18 protein-coding genes and 2 pseudogenes are annotated in these 16,281 nt (G+C 71.5%); 6 read left to right on the forward strand and 14 right to left on the reverse strand.

The window, feature by feature from the left end; genetic code table 11:
- The first annotated feature begins 12 nt into the window (after nucleotides 1-12).
- Nucleotides 13-543 carry a hypothetical protein gene (locus ACZ6TU_RS02745; RefSeq protein WP_469546181.1) on the forward strand — a complete coding sequence of 177 codons (531 nt, stop codon included), beginning with the start codon at nucleotides 13-15 and terminating at the stop codon, nucleotides 541-543.
- Here the strand turns inward: ACZ6TU_RS02745 and ACZ6TU_RS02750 are convergent.
- From ACZ6TU_RS02750 to tsaB, 4 genes are read right to left on the reverse strand one after another with little or no spacing between them, the layout of a single operon-like run.
- On the reverse strand, nucleotides 494-751 hold the full coding sequence (locus tag ACZ6TU_RS02750; RefSeq protein ID WP_467671992.1) for a hypothetical protein: 258 nt from the start codon (nucleotides 749-751) through the stop codon (nucleotides 494-496). The genes ACZ6TU_RS02745 and ACZ6TU_RS02750 overlap by 50 nt on opposite strands.
- Nucleotides 748-1,854: a tRNA (adenosine(37)-N6)-threonylcarbamoyltransferase complex transferase subunit TsaD gene (gene tsaD, locus ACZ6TU_RS02755; RefSeq protein WP_467671994.1), complete on the reverse strand. Its 1,107-nt coding sequence runs from the start codon at nucleotides 1,852-1,854 to the stop codon at nucleotides 748-750. The genes ACZ6TU_RS02750 and tsaD overlap by 4 nt, the downstream gene beginning before the upstream one ends.
- On the reverse strand, nucleotides 1,847-2,344 hold the full coding sequence (rimI, locus tag ACZ6TU_RS02760; RefSeq protein WP_467672578.1) for a ribosomal protein S18-alanine N-acetyltransferase: 498 nt from the start codon (nucleotides 2,342-2,344) through the stop codon (nucleotides 1,847-1,849). The genes tsaD and rimI overlap by 8 nt, the downstream gene beginning before the upstream one ends.
- Before the next feature lie 29 nt (nucleotides 2,345-2,373).
- A complete protein-coding gene (tsaB, locus tag ACZ6TU_RS02765) occupies nucleotides 2,374-3,027 on the reverse strand; it encodes a tRNA (adenosine(37)-N6)-threonylcarbamoyltransferase complex dimerization subunit type 1 TsaB (protein WP_467671996.1) in 654 nt (217 codons plus the stop codon).
- Between the two features lie 137 nt (nucleotides 3,028-3,164).
- On the opposite strand from tsaB, the gene ACZ6TU_RS02770 reads away from it, so the two are divergent.
- A complete protein-coding gene (locus ACZ6TU_RS02770; RefSeq protein WP_467671998.1) occupies nucleotides 3,165-3,722 on the forward strand; it encodes a hypothetical protein in 558 nt (185 codons plus the stop codon).
- On the opposite strand, the gene ACZ6TU_RS02775 is transcribed toward ACZ6TU_RS02770, so the two are convergent.
- The 5 genes from ACZ6TU_RS02775 to ACZ6TU_RS02795 form a co-directional block, all read right to left on the reverse strand.
- Nucleotides 3,719-3,895 carry a hypothetical protein gene (locus tag ACZ6TU_RS02775; RefSeq protein WP_467671999.1) on the reverse strand — a complete coding sequence of 59 codons (177 nt, stop codon included), beginning with the start codon at nucleotides 3,893-3,895 and terminating at the stop codon, nucleotides 3,719-3,721. The two genes, ACZ6TU_RS02770 and ACZ6TU_RS02775, sit on opposite strands and share 4 nt — an antisense overlap.
- A gap of 143 nt (nucleotides 3,896-4,038) precedes the next feature.
- Nucleotides 4,039-4,560: a tRNA (adenosine(37)-N6)-threonylcarbamoyltransferase complex ATPase subunit type 1 TsaE gene (gene tsaE / locus ACZ6TU_RS02780; protein ID WP_467672001.1), complete on the reverse strand. Its 522-nt coding sequence runs from the start codon at nucleotides 4,558-4,560 to the stop codon at nucleotides 4,039-4,041.
- Nucleotides 4,561-4,649: 89 nt separating this feature from the next.
- Nucleotides 4,650-5,894 (reverse strand): alpha/beta fold hydrolase, encoded by a 1,245-nt coding sequence (locus tag ACZ6TU_RS02785; RefSeq protein ID WP_467672003.1) that lies wholly within the window; start codon nucleotides 5,892-5,894, stop codon nucleotides 4,650-4,652.
- 153 nt (nucleotides 5,895-6,047) lie between these two features.
- On the reverse strand, nucleotides 6,048-7,205 hold the full coding sequence (gene alr, locus ACZ6TU_RS02790; RefSeq protein ID WP_469546187.1) for an alanine racemase: 1,158 nt from the start codon (nucleotides 7,203-7,205) through the stop codon (nucleotides 6,048-6,050).
- Nucleotides 7,206-7,583: 378 nt separating this feature from the next.
- Nucleotides 7,584-9,050 carry an NAD(P)H-hydrate dehydratase gene (locus ACZ6TU_RS02795; protein ID WP_467672007.1) on the reverse strand — a complete coding sequence of 489 codons (1,467 nt, stop codon included), beginning with the start codon at nucleotides 9,048-9,050 and terminating at the stop codon, nucleotides 7,584-7,586.
- 160 nt (nucleotides 9,051-9,210) lie between these two features.
- Here ACZ6TU_RS02795 and ACZ6TU_RS02800 point away from each other — a divergent pair, with 160 nt between their 5' ends.
- Nucleotides 9,211-10,365: a hypothetical protein gene (locus ACZ6TU_RS02800; protein ID WP_467672009.1), complete on the forward strand. Its 1,155-nt coding sequence runs from the start codon at nucleotides 9,211-9,213 to the stop codon at nucleotides 10,363-10,365.
- 24 nt (nucleotides 10,366-10,389) lie between these two features.
- On the opposite strand, the gene ACZ6TU_RS02805 is transcribed toward ACZ6TU_RS02800, so the two are convergent.
- On the reverse strand, nucleotides 10,390-11,394 hold the full coding sequence (locus tag ACZ6TU_RS02805) for a BtrH N-terminal domain-containing protein (protein WP_469546190.1): 1,005 nt from the start codon (nucleotides 11,392-11,394) through the stop codon (nucleotides 10,390-10,392).
- Between the two features lie 113 nt (nucleotides 11,395-11,507).
- Here ACZ6TU_RS02805 and ACZ6TU_RS02810 point away from each other — a divergent pair, with 113 nt between their 5' ends.
- Nucleotides 11,508-11,780: a hypothetical protein gene (locus ACZ6TU_RS02810; protein ID WP_467672013.1), complete on the forward strand. Its 273-nt coding sequence runs from the start codon at nucleotides 11,508-11,510 to the stop codon at nucleotides 11,778-11,780.
- Between the two features lie 43 nt (nucleotides 11,781-11,823).
- Here the strand turns inward: ACZ6TU_RS02810 and ACZ6TU_RS02815 are convergent, their stop codons facing one another.
- From ACZ6TU_RS02815 to ACZ6TU_RS02825, 3 genes and pseudogenes are all read right to left on the reverse strand, one after another.
- The gene (locus tag ACZ6TU_RS02815) at nucleotides 11,824-12,195 is read right to left on the reverse strand and encodes a holo-ACP synthase (protein ID WP_359187396.1); all 372 of its coding nucleotides are present in this window, start codon (nucleotides 12,193-12,195) and stop codon (nucleotides 11,824-11,826) included.
- Between the two features lie 47 nt (nucleotides 12,196-12,242).
- Complete coding sequence (locus ACZ6TU_RS02820) at nucleotides 12,243-12,398, reverse strand: hypothetical protein (protein WP_469546194.1); 156 nt, start codon at nucleotides 12,396-12,398, stop codon at nucleotides 12,243-12,245.
- A gap of 421 nt (nucleotides 12,399-12,819) precedes the next feature.
- Nucleotides 12,820-13,226: pseudogene (locus tag ACZ6TU_RS02825) on the reverse strand (ATP-binding protein).
- Nucleotides 13,227-13,268: 42 nt separating this feature from the next.
- Here ACZ6TU_RS02825 and ACZ6TU_RS02830 point away from each other — a divergent pair.
- Both ACZ6TU_RS02830 and ACZ6TU_RS02835 read left to right on the forward strand, forming a co-directional pair.
- A pseudogene (locus tag ACZ6TU_RS02830) lies at nucleotides 13,269-13,860 on the forward strand (Scr1 family TA system antitoxin-like transcriptional regulator); the annotation flags it as partial.
- Between the two features lie 144 nt (nucleotides 13,861-14,004).
- Entirely contained in the window at nucleotides 14,005-14,352 is a 348-nt protein-coding gene (locus ACZ6TU_RS02835) for a hypothetical protein (protein ID WP_467672015.1), read from the forward strand.
- Nucleotides 14,353-14,401: 49 nt separating this feature from the next.
- Here ACZ6TU_RS02835 and glmS read toward each other — a convergent pair whose 3' ends face one another.
- Nucleotides 14,402-16,249 carry a glutamine--fructose-6-phosphate transaminase (isomerizing) gene (gene glmS / locus ACZ6TU_RS02840; protein WP_467672017.1) on the reverse strand — a complete coding sequence of 616 codons (1,848 nt, stop codon included), beginning with the start codon at nucleotides 16,247-16,249 and terminating at the stop codon, nucleotides 14,402-14,404.
- Nucleotides 16,250-16,281 lie beyond the last annotated feature (32 nt).

Consider the following 16,281-nt stretch of genomic DNA (forward strand, 5'->3'; position numbering starts at 1 on the left):
CGCGGGGGACGCATGGACAGACTGGTGCACCACGATCTGCGGGCCGTCGTCTCGGTCCTGGCCGCCATGGCCGTCGCCCTGACGACCGTGGGCCTGGTCCACGGCTTCTCCGCGCCGTCCGAACCCGGCCGTCTGGGACTCTACGTCGCTGCCGTGCTCGCCTGGATCGTGGTGTGGACGCTCCTCAAGGCCACCAGGATCAAGTGGTTCAGCGAGGTACGGGACTTCGAGAAGGCGGTCCCCGTCGAGGAGACCGGCACGGTCCCGCCCACCGAAGGCTTCCTGCGGGACCAGCCGTTCAGCCCGCGCCTCTTCGTGCTGTACCTGCTGTTCGCTGTGCCCCTGTCCCTGTGGGAACCGTGGGCGGCCGTGCTGCCCCTGTGGTCGGCCCTGGACTGGCTGGGCCGGGCCGCCCTGGTCGCACGCTGGGAGCGCAGGCACGGCCTGCTGCTGTGGCGGGGCCACGTCGAGAGCAGGCCGTGGGAGCTCTCGGTCAGCCGACGCCCACCGACTCGAACCGCCACCGGTGCACGGCCCTCGTGACCAACTCCCCGTCCGGCTCCGGCAGTTCCGGCAGCTCGGCGTCGTACGGAGCGTCCCACCAGGTGATGACGAGGACCCGGTCCCCGGGAGCGCGCAGGGTCTCCCGGCGCAGGGGCGCACGGGGCAGCTCCTGCGCTCGTGCCCAGGCCAGCAGGTCCTCGCCCCGGCCGGGCACCGCACGCGCCTCCCACATCAAGGCGACCGTCACGAGTAGAGGTTCTCCTTGCTGATCTCGTGCACATGGTCGTGGTCGTGCCGGTGGCCCGGCACGTGCGGCTCCGTCACCGGCAGCGAGGAGTCCGCCGACAGGTCCCAGTCCGACGCGGCCCGGTTCCGGGCCACCATCTCCGCGCCGAGCGCGGCGACCATCGCGCCGTTGTCCGTGCACAGCTTGGGCCGCGGCACCCGCAGCCGGATCCCGGCCACCTCGCAGCGCTCCTGGGCCAGGGCGCGCAGCCGGGAGTTGGCGGCCACACCGCCGCCGATCATCAAGTGGTCGACGCCCTCGTCCTTGCAGGCCCGCACGGCCTTGCGGGTCAGCACGTCCACGACCGCCTCCTGGAAGGAAGCCGCCACGTCCCGCACCGGAACCTCCTCCCCCGCCGCGCGCTTCGCCTCGATCCAGCGCGCCACGGCCGTCTTCAGTCCGGAGAAGGAGAAGTCGTAGGCCGGGTCGCGCGGACCGGTCAGCCCGCGCGGGAAGGCGATCGCGTCCGGGTCGCCCTCGCGTGCGTACCGGTCGATGACCGGGCCGCCCGGGAAGCCCAGGTTCAGCACGCGAGCGATCTTGTCGAAGGCCTCACCGGCCGCGTCGTCGATGGTCGCGCCCATCGGGCGGACGTCGGAGGTGATGTCCGAGGACAGCAGCAGCGAGGAGTGGCCGCCGGACACCAGCAGCGCCATGGTCGGCTCGGGCAGCGCGCCGTGCTCCAGCTGGTCGACGCAGATGTGCGAGGCGAGGTGGTTGACGCCGTACAGGGGCTTGCCGAGGGCGTAGGCGTACGCCTTCGCCGCCGAGACGCCGACCAGCAGGGCACCGGCGAGGCCGGGACCGGCGGTGACGGCGATGCCGTCGAGGTCGCGGGCACTGACGCCCGCCTCCTTCAGCGCGCGGTCGATGGTGGGGACCATCGCCTCCAGGTGCGCCCGGGACGCGACCTCGGGCACGACACCGCCGAACCGGGCGTGCTCGTCGACGCTGGAGGCGACGGCGTCGGCGAGCAGGGTCGTGCCGCGGACGATGCCGACGCCGGTCTCGTCGCAGGAGGTCTCGATGCCGAGAACGAGAGGCTCGTCGCGTGAGTCAGTCATTGATCTGGGTTCCTTGTACGGGAGCCGAACCCGCGGCGGAGCCGCTGTCGGGTTTCGTGGTCAGTCGCATCACCAGGGCGTCCACGTTCCCCGGTTGGTAGTAGCCGCGCCTGAAGCCGATGGCCTCGAAGCCGAAGCGCTCGTACAGCTTCTGCGCGCGGACGTTGTCCACACGGCACTCCAGCATCACTTCGGCGCACTCGAAGGCGGTCGCGGCCCGCAGCAGTTCGGTGAGGAGACGGCCGCCCAGCCCCGTCCCCCAGTACTCCCGGGTGACGGCGATGGTCTGGATGTCGGCCTGCTCGCCGGAGGAGGCGACACCGGCGTACCCGACGATCCGCTCCCCCGCCTCGGCCACGAGGTACTTCCGGCTCGCCTCCGGCCCGCGCGCATGGGCCAGCTCGGACCAGAACATGCCCCGCGACCAGGCGTCGTCGGGGAACAGGTCACGCTCAAGCTCCAGCACGGGGTCGATGTCCCACCAGCGCATCTCGCGCAGCACACACGTCTCGGACCCGGTCACTTGGGGGTGACCACCTTGTAGTTCTTGGGGACCTGGGCGTCGGGGCGGCGCAGATACAGCGGCCGGGGCGCGGGGAGTTCCTCGCCCGCCGCCAGCCGTTCGGCGGCCAGCCGGGCGATCGCGGCGGCGGACACGTGCTCGGGCTCGTGCGCCTGAGGGAAGGTGTCCGGGTACAGCAGCGCGCCCGCGCCGACCGCGGGCAGCCCCGCGACCTGCTCGGCGATGTCGGCGGGCCGGTCGACGGCCGGGTCGGTGAGGCGGGTGCGGGAGTCGGCGTAGCGCGCCCAGTACACCTCCTTGCGGCGGGCGTCGGTCGCCACGACGAACGGCCCGTCGAGGTCGGCGGAGTAGGCGAGGCCGTCCAGCGTGCACACGCCGTGCACGGGGACGCCGAGCGCGAGCCCGAAGGTCTCGGCGGTCATCAGACCGACACGCAGTCCGGTGTACGGGCCCGGGCCGATGCCGGCGACGACCCCGGTGACGGCGTCGAGCTTCAGACCGGTCTCGGCGAGCACCCGGTCGATCGCGGGCAGCAGCAGTTCCCCGTGCCGGCGCGCGTCCACCTGACTCGACGAGGCGATGACGTCCCGGCCGTCGTGCAGCGCGACGGTGACGGCGGGTGTGGCGGTATCCAGAGCGAGCAAGAGCACGCAAACAGCCTACGGCTCCCCGGAGCCCGGCACGGCCGCACCTGTCGGGCCGTCACCTGCTGCTACCGTCACCTACCGTCACGGCGCGGCAAGCGCACCGTGCACGACAGGGATGTACGACACGGAGGTGGGCGCCGGTGGCACTCAGCAGCTCGGGGATCGTGGCCGGGCTCACCGCCGCGGCCCTCGCGACGGTCGGCTACCTCGCCCACCAGGCGTCACAGACCCTCCCGGCCGGTCTGGGCAGGACGCAGGCGGGCGCCGCACCGGCGGCCGGCGTCTCGAAGGCGCCGCCCCAGGCCAGGAAGGACCCAGCCGCACTGCCCGGCGGCTCCGGCAAGGGCGCACGGGTCGTGTACTCCCTGCGCGGCGACCGGGTGTGGCTGGTCGGCGAGGACGAGACGGTCACCCGCACGTTCGCGGTCGACCCGAGCGCGGTGGACCCGGCCCCGGGCAGCTACTCGGTCACGTCCCGCTCGAACGCGGTCACCGGCTCCGACGGCGTCCCCGTCGAGCACGTCGTGCGCTTCACCAGCGTGGACGGTGTGGTCATCGGCTTCAGCGCGGCCGTGGACGACTCGACCGCCGCACCGGCCACGAAGGTACGCACGGGCGGCATCCGCGAGTCACGCCCGGACGGCGAGGCGATGTGGACGTTCGCGACGATCGGCCGCAAGGTCGTGGTCGTCCGCTAGGCAGCTTCGCGGTGGTCCGCCACCGGCTCGACCGGCTCGGCGAACTCCGGCTCGGGAGCCCGCGGTGGCGTGGAGATCAGCGCCGCCGCCTCGCCCGCCGCCAGCAGGTCCCGCATGGACACCCCGGCGACCGTGAACGGCAGCGGCTGCCCCTTGCTCTCTGTAGCCGACATGGACGCCTCCCGAAGGCGGGGCCGGACGAAGTTAGGCACACCTAACTACGGACTGGATACCATGTGACCACGCACAAGACGCCGAACGCAACATTTTGCCGACGCCTTGTCGGAACGTTCATCAAAACACCACGCGGCGGGAGCTACACAGCGAGCACCCCCAGGTCCGCCGAAGCCCAGCGTTCCCCCATACCGGTGATCGTCATCCGCCGGACCTCGTCGGTCGTGTCGCCCACCGCGCGGTGGATGACCACCTGGAGCCGGTCCTCGGTCAGCTCCTCGACCTTGCCCTCGCCCCACTCCACGACGACCACGGACTCGGGCAGCGAGACGTCGAGATCCAGGTCCTCCATCTCGTCCAGCCCGCCGGACAACCGGTACGCGTCGACGTGCACCAGCGGCGGCCCGTCGCCCAGCGACGGATGCACCCGGGCGATCACGAACGTCGGCGAGGTGACGGCCCCGCGCACGCCGAGCCCCTCGCCCAGCCCACGCGTCAGTGTCGTCTTGCCCGCCCCGAGCTCTCCGCTGAGCATCACCAGATCACCCGCGCGCAGCAGTTTCGCGAGCCGGCGGCCCAGCTCCCGCATCTGCTCGGGGGAGGTGACGGTGATCTCCAGGGAGCGGGAACTCCCGGAGGCGTGCGATGTTGCGGTTACTTCCATCGTCACTCACTTGCAGTAGTACAGTTGTCACGCCCCGCGAGGGGCCGGTCCGGGCTGGACCCCAGCCGAAAGACTGGAAGCCACCTCCGTCAGGAGGAGGCGGAGTCACAGCCCTTCACGGTAGCCGTGGTGGGCACCGCCCCTGTACGGGTGAGCAGATCGGCGAGGCGGTCGGTGACCACTTCCGGGTGTTCCAGCATCACCAGGTGCCCCGCATCCGGCACCAGCACCAGCTCGGCGTCCGGCAGCAGATCGGCGATGGCCTCGCTGTGCTCGCTGGGTGTGACCAGGTCCTGCACCCCGGCCAGGACGAGGACCGGCGCGTCGGCGAAGTGGGCGAGCGCCTCGGTCTTGTCGTGGTCGTTGAACGCCGGGTAGTACTCGGCGACCACGTCGATCGGTGTGCTCTCGATCATCCGCTCGGCGAACCGGGCGATGGCCGGGTCGACGTCCCGGGACGCGAACGAGTACCGCTTGATGATCCCGGCGAACAGGTCAGCCGTGGCCCGGCGCCCCTTCTCCACCAGGTCGGCCCGCTGCCCCATCGCCTTCAGCACGCCGGGCAGCACCCGCCGCACCACGTTGACGCCGGCCACCGGAAGCCCGTAGTTGACCTCGCCGAGCCGCCCCGACGACGTCCCCACGAAGGCCACCCCGACGACCCGCTCCCGGATCAGCTCGGGGTACTGGTCGGCCAGCGCCATCACCGTCATGCCGCCCATCGAGTGCCCGACCAGCACGATCGGCCCCTCGGGCGCGGCCGCGTCGATGACGGCCTTCAGGTCGCGGCCCAGCTGCTCGATGGTGATCGGCTCGTCCCGGCCCTGGGCCACGCCCCGCCCGGACCGGCCGTGGCTGCGCTGGTCCCAGTGGACGGTCCGTACGACGCCTCTGAGCGCCGCCCGCTGGAAGTGCCAGGAGTCCTGGTTGAGGCAGTAGCCGTGGCTGAAGACGACGGTGACGGGGGCGGGGGCCTTGCGGCCGAAGAGCCGCCGGCGGCGCGGCCCGAGGGCGGCGGGGGCGGCCTCCGGGTCGAGGTCGTCGACCTCGTAGTACAGCTCCGTGCCGTCGTCGGCGAACGCCTTGCCGGGCATGCCGCGCAGCGAGCCGTAGGGTCCTGCGGAGTCGAGGGCGAGCCGGGCCTTCTGGCGCATGCCCCGGCCGACCGTCATCCGCTCCAGGGCGACACCGGCGGCCGCGCCCGCGGCCACCACGCCTATCGCCACACCGGCGATGCCGGTCGCCCGGCGCCAGCCTCCCGCCGCCCCCGCGGCGGAGGCCGCGACAGCCGCGGTGGCGGCGTTCGCGACGACCTCCGCACTGCTCTCGCTCACGTACCGCTCCTCTTCGCCGGGGGCGCTGCTGCCGATGCTTGTGGTGCTGCTGCTGATGCCTGTGGGCCTGGTGCTGGTGCTTGTAGTGCTGGTGTTGCCAGGCTGCCCGTTGTTCTTCGCGTGACCGGCCCTCTGTGCGGGTTACCCGTCCTGTCACTCATTCACATAGACGCGCGGAACGCGCGTTCCGATCCGGGTCACGATCTCGTAGGCGATGGTTCCGGCCGCCTGGGCCCAGTCCTCGGCGGTGGGCTCACCGCGGTCTCCAGGACCGAAGAGCACCGCCTCGGCGCCCGGCGCGGGCTCGTCGCCTCCCAGGTCGACCACGAACTGGTCCATGGCGACCCGCCCCGCGATCGTGCGCCACTTGCCCTCGACCAGGACCGGGCCGGCCGAGGAGGCGTGCCGCGGGATGCCGTCGGCGTAGCCCAGCGGGACGAGGCCGAGGGTGGTCTCGCCGGGCGTCACATACCGGTGGCCGTAGCTGACGCCGTGCCCGCCCGGCACGTGCTTGACCAGGGCGAGCGAGGCGGACAGCGTCATCACCGGGCGCAGTCCGAAATCGGCCGGGGTGCCGAGCTCGGGGCTGGGCGAGATGCCGTAGGTGGCGATGCCCGTGCGGACCAGGTCGAAATGGCTCTCGGGGAGCGTGAGCGTGGCCGGCGAGTTGGCGATGTGCCGGACCTCGGGGCGGGCGCCCTGCTCCTCGGCGTACGCGACCATCTCCCGGAAGCGGCCGAGCTGGGCGGCGATGGAGGGATGGCCGGGCTCGTCGGCACAGGCGAAGTGCGACCACAGCCCCGTGACGCGCAGGAGCCCCTCGGCCTCGGCGCGCAGGGCCTCCCGGACCAGCCCGGCCCAGTCCTCACCGGGCTGGCAGCCGCCCCGCCCGAGCCCCGTGTCGGCCTTGAGCTGCACCCGGGCGGGCCGCCCGGCGAGCCGGGCCGCCTCGGTGACCTCCGCCAGGGCCCACATCCCGCTGACGGACACGTCGAGGTCCGCCTCGATCGCCTCGCGCCAGGGTCCGCCGGGCGTCCACAGCCAGCACATGATGCGGCCCGGCAGCCCGGCGGCCCGCAGGGCGAGGGCCTCCTCGGGCGTCGCCGTACCCAGCCAGTCCGCCCCCGCGGCGACGGCCGCGCGGGCACACGGCACAGCCCCGTGACCGTACGCCTCGGACTTCACGACGGCCATCAGGGCCGCGCCCGGCGCGTGGGCACGCAGCGCCCGCACATTGGCCCGCAGGGCGGCCAGGTCGATCTCCGCGCGGGCGCGCAGGAGCGCGGTCCGCGGAGCTGTTCTCTCGCTCATCGCGCCCAGTGTCTCAGAGCGGCCCGACACGCCCGAGGCAGCGGGCCCCCGCCGACGGCTGTCACGTCCCGGGTCTGCGCCCCACACGAACACGCGGTCCCCCTTCTTCAGCACGCTCCACGGCCTCCGCGCGGGACGGAGAGATCGACGCGGCCCGTGGAGCCGACGGTGGTGTCGAGATCGCCGCAGACGCCGTGGAAGGCCGCCGCGCGGCCGGGTCCCCCGGACGGCCCGCTCCCGGCCCGTCCGGCACTCGAGGACGAGGCCGTCCAGGCCGAAGCGGGGGGCCCGGGGGTGGCAGCCCCCGGACTCGGGACGGGAAGGGGACGAGGGGCGCCTCAGCCCCACAACAGCCCCCATCCCCTCCTCTCACTTCACTCAGCCGAGCACATTCCGCCAGGCTTCCGGAACGGCCTCCGCCACGTCATGCGCCCCCACCGGCGCGCCGTCCGCCGCCAGCCTCCCGGCCAGCCCGTGCACATACGCCCCCACACTCCCCGCGTCCACCGCGGAAAGCCCCGCCGCCAGCAACGACCCCGCCAGCCCCGACAACACGTCCCCGCTCCCCGCCGTAGCCAGCCAGGACGTCCCCGTCGGATTCACCCGCACCGCCCCGCCCCCCGAGTCGGCGACCAGTGTCGTGGAACCCTTCAACAGCACGGTCGCCCCATACCGCCCGGCCAACTCCCGCGCCGCCGCCAGCCGCCCGCCTTCGACCTCCGCCCGGTCGACCCCGAGCAGCGCCGCCGCTTCCCCGGCATGCGGGGTCATCAGCGTCGGCGCCCGCCGCGCCCGTACGACCTCCGCCTCGGCCAACCGCAACCCGTCCGCGTCGACCAGTACCGGGACATCCGCCGCCAGCACCTCCCCCACCGTCGCCGCGTCGTCCCCGGCCCCCGGCCCGACGACCCACGCCTGCACCCGTCCGGCATGCTTCGGCCCCTGGTCCGACACGAGCGTCTCGGGAAACCGCGTGATGACGGCGTCCGCGGCCGGCCCGACGTACCGCACGGCCCCGGCCCCGCCCCGCAGCGCCCCGGCGACGGCGAGCACGGCGGCCCCCGGGTAGCGCGCGGACCCGGCGGCGATGCCGACGACACCCCGCCGGTACTTGTCGCTCTCGGCCCCGGGAAGCGGCAGCAACCGCGCCACGTCCGCGTGCTGCAACGCCTCCAGCTCCGGCTCGACCGGCAGCTCAAGACCGATGTCGACCAGCCGCACCGACCCCGCGTACTCCCGCGCCGGATCGATCAGCAGCCCCGGCTTGTGCGTCCCGAAAGTCACCGTCAGATCGGCCCGGACCGCGACGCCGCGCACCTCCCCGGTGTCGGCGTCGACCCCGCTCGGCAGATCGACGGCGACCACGGCGCCCCGCGACCGCTCGGCGGCGGCGGCCAGCGGCACCGCGTCCGGCCGCAGCCCGCCCTTCCCACCGATCCCGACGATGCCGTCGACGACGAGATCCGCCCGCTCGACCAACTCCTCGACGCCCGGCGCCCCCGCAACCCCAGCGGCACCCTCAGCCTCACCGGCGCTGGCGACCCGCCCTCCGGCCCGCCGCAGCGCCGCAAGTCCCCCGGCATGAGCCCGCTCCGGCGTGAGCAGCACCGCCGTGACCCCGGCCCCACGCCGGGCCAGCCGGGCCCCGGCGTACAACGCGTCACCACCGTTGTCCCCGCTCCCGACCAGCAGCACGACCCTGCTCCCGTACACCCGGCCCAGCAGGTCGGCGCAGGCCGCGGCGAGTCCGGCGGCGGCGCGTTGCATCAGCGCCCCCTCCGGCAGCCGCGCCATCAGCTCCCGTTCGGCGGTCCTGACCGTCTCCACGCTGTACGCACTACGCATGGGGTCGAGTTTCCCGCACGACCGCCGGAGCACTCCCGCGTCGCTCGCGCAACTCGGAACCGTGTCGGATCCATTGACGCTTTGCCAGCCCTTTGCCAGACTCACCGGCCGCGCAGAAAGCGCTTGCACACCCCCCACGTTCGACGAAACCGAGGCCCCCATGGGACGCAGAGCCGCATTCCTCGCCGCCGCCGGTGCCACCGCCGTCCTCACCACCGCCGGCACGCTGACCGCCCCAGCCACCGCCGCCCCCACGCGAGCGACGGCCTGCGGAGACGGCTCCTACCAGGCCGAGGCCGTGCAGAACGGCAGCAACTGGACCGCCCGGCGCGGCGGCAGCACGGTCTACACCGGGACCGACATGCGGGCCGCGGTGCAGGCGGCCGTCAACAGCCTCAGCTCCGGGCGCACTTCGAAGGAAAGGGTCGTGGTCCGCGGCTCGGGCTCGATCTCGGCGGGCTCACGCATCTCGCTCCCGAGCTACACCGTCCTCGACGTCTGCGGCACCATCAACGTCACCGGCAGCGGCTCGGGCGACCAGGCGCCGGTCTACTCCCGCGGCACCCGCGACGTGGAGGTCCAGAACCTCAAGCTCACCGGCACCCCGCTCTACGGCATCTTCATGCGCAATGTCCAGAACGTGGTGCTCGGCCAGATCGACATGCGCCTCTCCCGCGGCCTGGGCGTCCGGATCGACAACCGCGGCGACACCAGCCAGTGGACGCGCAACGTCCGCATCGACAACGTCTACGTCTCCGGCGCGTCCAGCCACGCGGTCGAGACCTACGGCGTCGACGGCATCACCATCGGCACGGTCACCGCCCGCAACGTGGGCGAGTCCGGCCTGCTGCTCAACCAGACGATCAACGCCAACGTCACCAAGGTGGACGCGGAGAACGCGGGCACGGGCACCGGCTACGCGGCCTTCCGCATGGCCAACCGCAACGGCCGCGTCGGCAGCGGCTACCCGACCAACATCCGGGTCGGCGAGGTCATCGCGCGCGGCGGCGGACGCGGGGTGTTCTGCGTCTCGGAGAGCGGCGGGGCGACGATCAACAAGGTGACGATCTCCAACACCGGCAACAACTCGGTCCTGATCGAGAACTGCTACAACGTCAACCTCGCGGCCCAGAGCGGCACGATCACGGGCGGCGGCGAACTGCGCCTGGCCGCCCGCTCGGAGTTCCCGAACAACAAGGACATCACCATCCAGAACCTGACGGTCACCAACTCGGCCATCAGGGAGAGCCCGTGCGGCGAGAACACGACGTTCCGCAACATCACGCGGGTGAACAGCAGCCAGACGATCTGCTGACGCCCGCCCGCGAAGCCCTCGCTCTCACCCGGCGGGGGCTTCACCGCGCAGGCGGCTCAGCGCCTCCATGGCTTCGCGTTCGACGCGCGCGATGTCGCACAGGACGGCGCCTGCCCGTCCGAGGCACTGCTCATCGCCCGACTCACCGGCGTTCGTGATGAGCGCCGCGACGTCCGTCCACAAGCCGGCCGCTTCCGAGTACAGCCTGTGGCCGGTGCGCAGATGGCCACTGTCGACCATCCGGGTGCATTCGGCGAGAAAGTCGCGGTAGAGATTGCGGAACAGAGCACCGCCGGTGCCGGCCTTCTCCATCAGGAGGGCTGCCTGCGGCAGGTCCCGCTGGGGGGCGTCGGTGCGCTGGAGCCAGGCGGGTACGAGCTTCCCGGCCTTCTCGATGCCTCGGTGGCCGAGGTTGGCGATGGGCGGATCGAGGAACGCGTCGGCGCATTCAGTGATGGCCGGAATGATCCGCCCCTCCAGGGAGGGCGCCTTCCCCGGAGCGGTGAGCGTGAAGGACCGGTGCCTGGCGGTCATCGGTCCGCGCGCGGCCCTGGCCCGGGCGAGGCTGCTCAGGCTCGTGGATACCGCTCCGCCCTGCTGGTCGGTGTCCACCAGGTGGGCGTCGTGCTCGTCGTAGCCGTACAGGGCGACGACATGACCGCCGAAGTGCACCTTCGAGGTGAAGTAGTCCAGGTGGTAGCTGTCGAGCTGTAGCCCGACGGGACGGCCGGCGTCGATGGCGGTCGCCACGTCCTCCCATGCCTTACGGGCGGAGCCGGTCTCCCGAACGGCGAGCTCCAGCCCCAGCCTGCCGGCCAGGTTCCTGGTGAGCTCGAAGGGCTTGACCCGCCCTCCGAGGAAGGGAAAGTCCATGTTCTTGCTGTCCCAGTAGATGAAGGACAGCCCGGCCCCTAGGCCGAAGAGCATGGGCTCGGACAGATCGATTCCCTGGTGCCGCAGCAGCACCCCCAGAGCCGACGTCTCGCAGTGCCGCGTACCGCGAGGGACGACGTCCTTCACCGTGGTCATGCCATGCCCTCCTGGACGGGGAAGATCAGCCGGCCGGGCGGTCGCCCGCCAAGCGCTCCGGCGCGCTACTATCGAGGTACGTTTTGAACTCGTTCAAAAATGGGGAGCAGTACATGGCCGGATCACCCGCACCCACGGAAACCGACACACCCGCAACCGCCTTGGGCCCCACGGCACTCGTCCTCGGCGCCTTCTCCGCCGTGGGCACCTGGGCGTTCCTGATCCCCTGGACGGTGATAGCCGGAGCGCTGGCCGTCACGTTCGGCACGATGGGCATCCACTACGCCCGCCAGGGCACGGGCCGCATGTGGAGCGCGGCGGCGGGCACCACCCTCGGCGCCGTGGGCTTCATCGGCACGGTCACGCTCCTGTGGTCCATGGCGTAGTTCCCCGGCGCCCCTGTCGCCCCTGTCATCCCTCTCACCCCTGTCACCCCTCGGCGATCACAACGGCCGAGGCGACACCCGCGTCATGACTCAGGGACAGATGCCAGGACCGCACCCCGAGCTCGGCTGCCCGCGCGGCCACGGTCCCGGTCACCCGCAGCCAGGGCTGCCCACTGTCCTCGACACACACCTCGGCGTCGGTCCAGAGCAGCCCGGGCGGAGCCCCGAGCGCCTTGGCCAAGGCCTCCTTGGCCGCGAACCGGGCGGCCAGGGAGGCGACACCCCGGCGCTCCCCACTGGGCAGCAACAACTCCCGCTCCACGAACAGCCGCTCGGCCAGCGCGGGCGTACGCTCCAGTGACGCCGCGAACCGATCGATCTCGGCGACGTCGATCCCGACCCCGATGATGCTCATGCGCAGCAGCCTACGGCGCCCCTCAGCGCCGCCCCGGGGTTCAACGCTCAAATGCGCGACAGTACGGGACCGCTCCAGCCACGCCGGAAGTAGCTGACGAACGACGTGATTTCCTTCAGTTTCTTTCCGGCTGGGCTGTTGCCCGGGCTGATTTCCAGGCCGATTTCCAGGTAGCCGAAGAAGCAGTCGGCGCATGGCGTCACACCTATTGGAGTGAAGGGCGCCGCGCGGGAGTCCTGATCTCAGCACACTGCACGCCAATATAAAGGGAAAGAAAACACTGAAGACAGGATGGTGATCAGCATGGGTCTTGAGGGTCTTACGGGTCTTGTGAGCGGCCTGGTTTCTACCGTCGTGAGTCTGATTGGCTCCCTCTTGGGCTGAGAGCACCACGAGCCCCATGGGGCCCTGTCGCACCTCCAGGGCGATCCAGGGCTCAGAAACAGGCTCTTGTACGGCGGCCCGGGCCCGGCCGGACCCGGGCCCCGCCGACCGGCGGAGCCGGGCGGCGTTGATGCGACCGCCGCTTCGTAGGAGGTGGCGGTCTTGCCGTATCCGGTGGCAATGCCGCGGAAGCCCTTGAGCTGGTCGCTCCAATGCTCGGGCCTCGCACTCGGAAAACGCTCACGCCGCCGAGCCCAGCTCGCACCAGACGCACTTGCCCCGATTGCCCTCCCTCGCCAGCGGCTGCCACCCCACAGGTCGGAACAGGCCCGCACGAGCGCCGGCCCCCGCCCGTCCTCCGAGTCGATGACCTGCCCGAATCGGCGGGGCGGCTCGGGCGGCCCGGGGTCCGCATCTCACGCCCCGATCCGCAGCACACCGGCCGACCAGCGGACCCATAGGGCGGCGGGGCCCTTGGTGTGACGTACGGCGTTGGAGACGAGCTCTGTCGCGAGCAGTTCGGCCACGTCGACCAGGTGGATCAGCCCCTGCAGGGTCAGGATCAGACGGAGGGTGCGTCGACTGACGGTGACGGCACGCAGGTCGTTGGGGATGCAGAGGGAGCACTCCCAGGGCTCACTGGCCACTGAGCGAGTAGCGTCGGCAGGCGTGTTGAACCGAGGAGCCCCATGGCGACCAGGCGCGTCCCTACCGCTCGCCAGATGCGGCTGGCAGTCGAACTACGCAGACTCCGCGACGCGGCCGGCCTGAGCGCCCGCGAGGCGGCAGCGCTGCTCGGCGTGAACTCCGTGCAGATCAGTTCATCGACGCCCTGGTCGGACTCGCCACCGACCGGACACGCGGCTGGTGGGAGGAGTACCGGGGCCTGCCGCCCACGCCGTTCCTGGACCCACGCCACGTCCCGGCGCGAGGTAGCCGTGCTCTTCGTGCCGGGCCTGCTCCAGACAGAGGACCATGCCCGCGCCGTGTTCTTCTCGAAGGTGCCCGAACTCGCCGACGAGGAGCTGGAGTTACGTCCGACTCCTGGAACTCTCCGACGCGGACCACATCACCCTGCGTGTCATTCCCTTCGACCTGGACGGCTTCGCCGGAGCCGGAAGCACCATGACCTACGTGGGCGGCCCCGTACCCGAACTCGACACGGTCGTACGCGACGCACCCCATGGCTCCCTCTTCATGGACTCCGAAGCTCAACTGGCTGCTTATCGAACGCGCTTCCGTACGATAGAAGCCGTGTCGTGCGACCCCTCACCTTCCCGACAGCAACCTTCACCCGCTTCACGGACGCCCTCCGCACCGAACCCCCAGCGGACACCCCCACCCCTGAACTACCCCTCCCACTTGTACAGTTCGCGATGACCGCGATGTGCAAACGGCATCGCGCCAAACGGGAGGACACAGACCATGAGATTCAAGTCGCTGGGGACCGCGGCCACTGCCGCAGCGCTCTTCGCCACGGCCCTCACCGGCACCGTCGCCACCGCCGGCACCGCCGCCGCGGCCCCGCCGAAGGACTGCAGCAAGGCGATCGTCAACGTCAAGGCCAAGGAGACCGTCAAGGTCCGGACCTCGCCGAAGACGAGCGCCACCGCCCTCGGCATCTGGGGCAAGGGCAAGCGCGGCGGGATCTGCAACGACGGCAAGGCCTACAAGGGCGGCTCCTACACGGCCTGCGGCAAGAAGAGCAACATGTGGTACTACGGCGGCGACAAGGTGAACGGCTGGGTCCCGAAGACCTGCATCAACTGGTAGTCGACCAGCCGCCGGGGGGCGAACGGCACCTGGCCGTTCGCCCCCTTCCTCACTCCACCGTCACCGACTTCGCCAGGTTCCGAGGCTGATCCACCTCGTTGCCGCGAGCCGTCGCCAACTCGCACGCGAAGACCTGCAACGGCACCGTCGCCACCATCGGCTGCAGCAGCGTCGGGGTCACCGGGATCCGGATCAGATGGTCGGCGTACGGAACGACCGCCTCGTCACCCTCCTCAGCGATCACGATCGTCCGCGCACCCCGCGCCCGGATCTCCTGGATGTTGGACACGATCTTGTCGTGCAGCACGGACCGCCCTCGCGGCGACGGCACCACGACGACCACGGGCAGGTCCTCCTCGATCAAGGCGATCGGCCCGTGCTTCAACTCCCCCGCCGCGAACCCCTCGGCGTGCATGTAGGCGAGCTCCTTCAGCTTGAGCGCGCCTTCGAGGGCCACGGGGTAGCCGACATGCCGCCCCAGGAACAACACCGTCTTCTTCGACGCGAGCGTGCGCGCCAGCTCCCGTACCGGCTCCATCGTGCCGAGGACCTGATCCACCGCACCGGCGATCGAGGACAGGTCGCGAATCACCGCCCGGATCTCGTCGCCCCACTTGGTGCCCCGCACCTGGCCCAGGTACAGCGCGACCAGGTAGCACGCGACGAGCTGCGTCAGGAACGCCTTGGTGGAGGCGACGGCCACCTCCGGCCCGGCGTGCGTGTACAGCACCGCGTCCGACTCGCGCGGGATCGTCGAGCCGTTGGTGTTGCAGATCGCCAGCACCTTGGAGCCCTGCTCCCGGGCGTGCCGCAGCGCCATGAGCGTGTCCATGGTCTCGCCGGACTGGGAGATGGCGATGACGAGGGTCTGCGCGTCCAGGATCGGATCCCGGTAGCGGAACTCGCTGGCCAGTTCCACCTCGCACGGGATGCGCGTCCAGTGCTCGATGGCGTACTTGGCGATCATCCCGGCGTGGAAGGCCGTACCGCACGCGACGATGACGACCTTGTCGATCTCGCGCAGCACCCGCGGCGGGATCCGCACCTCGTCCAGGGTCAGTGAGCCGGAGCCGTCGATACGGCCCAGCAGCGTGTCCGCGACCGCCTTGGGCTGCTCGGCGATCTCCTTGAGCATGAAGTAGTCGAAGCCGCCCTTTTCCGCGGCCGACGCGTCCCAGTCGACGTGGTACGAGCGGACGTCGGCCGGGTGGCCGTCGAATCCCGTCACCGTCACGCCGTCCCGGCGCAGCTCCACCACCTGGTCCTGCCCCAGCTCGATCGCCGACCGCGTGTGGGCGATGAACGCGGCGACGTCCGAGGCGAGAAAGGCCTCGCCCTCTCCGACGCCCACCACCAGCGGCGAGTTCCGCCGCGCGCCCACCACCACGTCCGGCTCGTCGGCGTGCACCGCGACCAGCGTGAACGCGCCTTCCAGCCGTCGGCACACCAGCCGCATCGCCTCGGCGAGGTCCGCGCACGACGAGAACTCCTCGGCGAGCAGATGCGCGACGACTTCGGTGTCGGTCTCGGAGGCCAGCCGGTGACCCCGCTCCTCCAGCTCGGCCCGCAGCTCGGCGAAGTTCTCGATGATGCCGTTGTGCACGACGGCGACACGTCCCGCGTTGTCGAGGTGCGGGTGGGCGTTGGAGTCCGTCGGTCCGCCGTGCGTGGCCCACCGGGTGTGTCCGATGCCCGTCGTGCCGGCCGGCAGCGGTCGGCCGTCCAGTTCCTTCTCCAGGTTGAGGAGCTTCCCGGCCTTCTTCCCCGTCGCCAGCCCGCCGTCGGCCAGCACGGCGACGCCCGCCGAGTCGTACCCCCGGTACTCCAGCCGCTTCAGCCCGGCCATCACGACCTCGAGCGCCGACTGCGGCCCCACGTATCCCACGATTCCACACATGGGCGGCAGCTTAGGGTCGATTCCCGCGCCGA

The sequence above is a fragment of the Streptomyces sp. NPDC052064 genome (assembly GCF_055585925.1).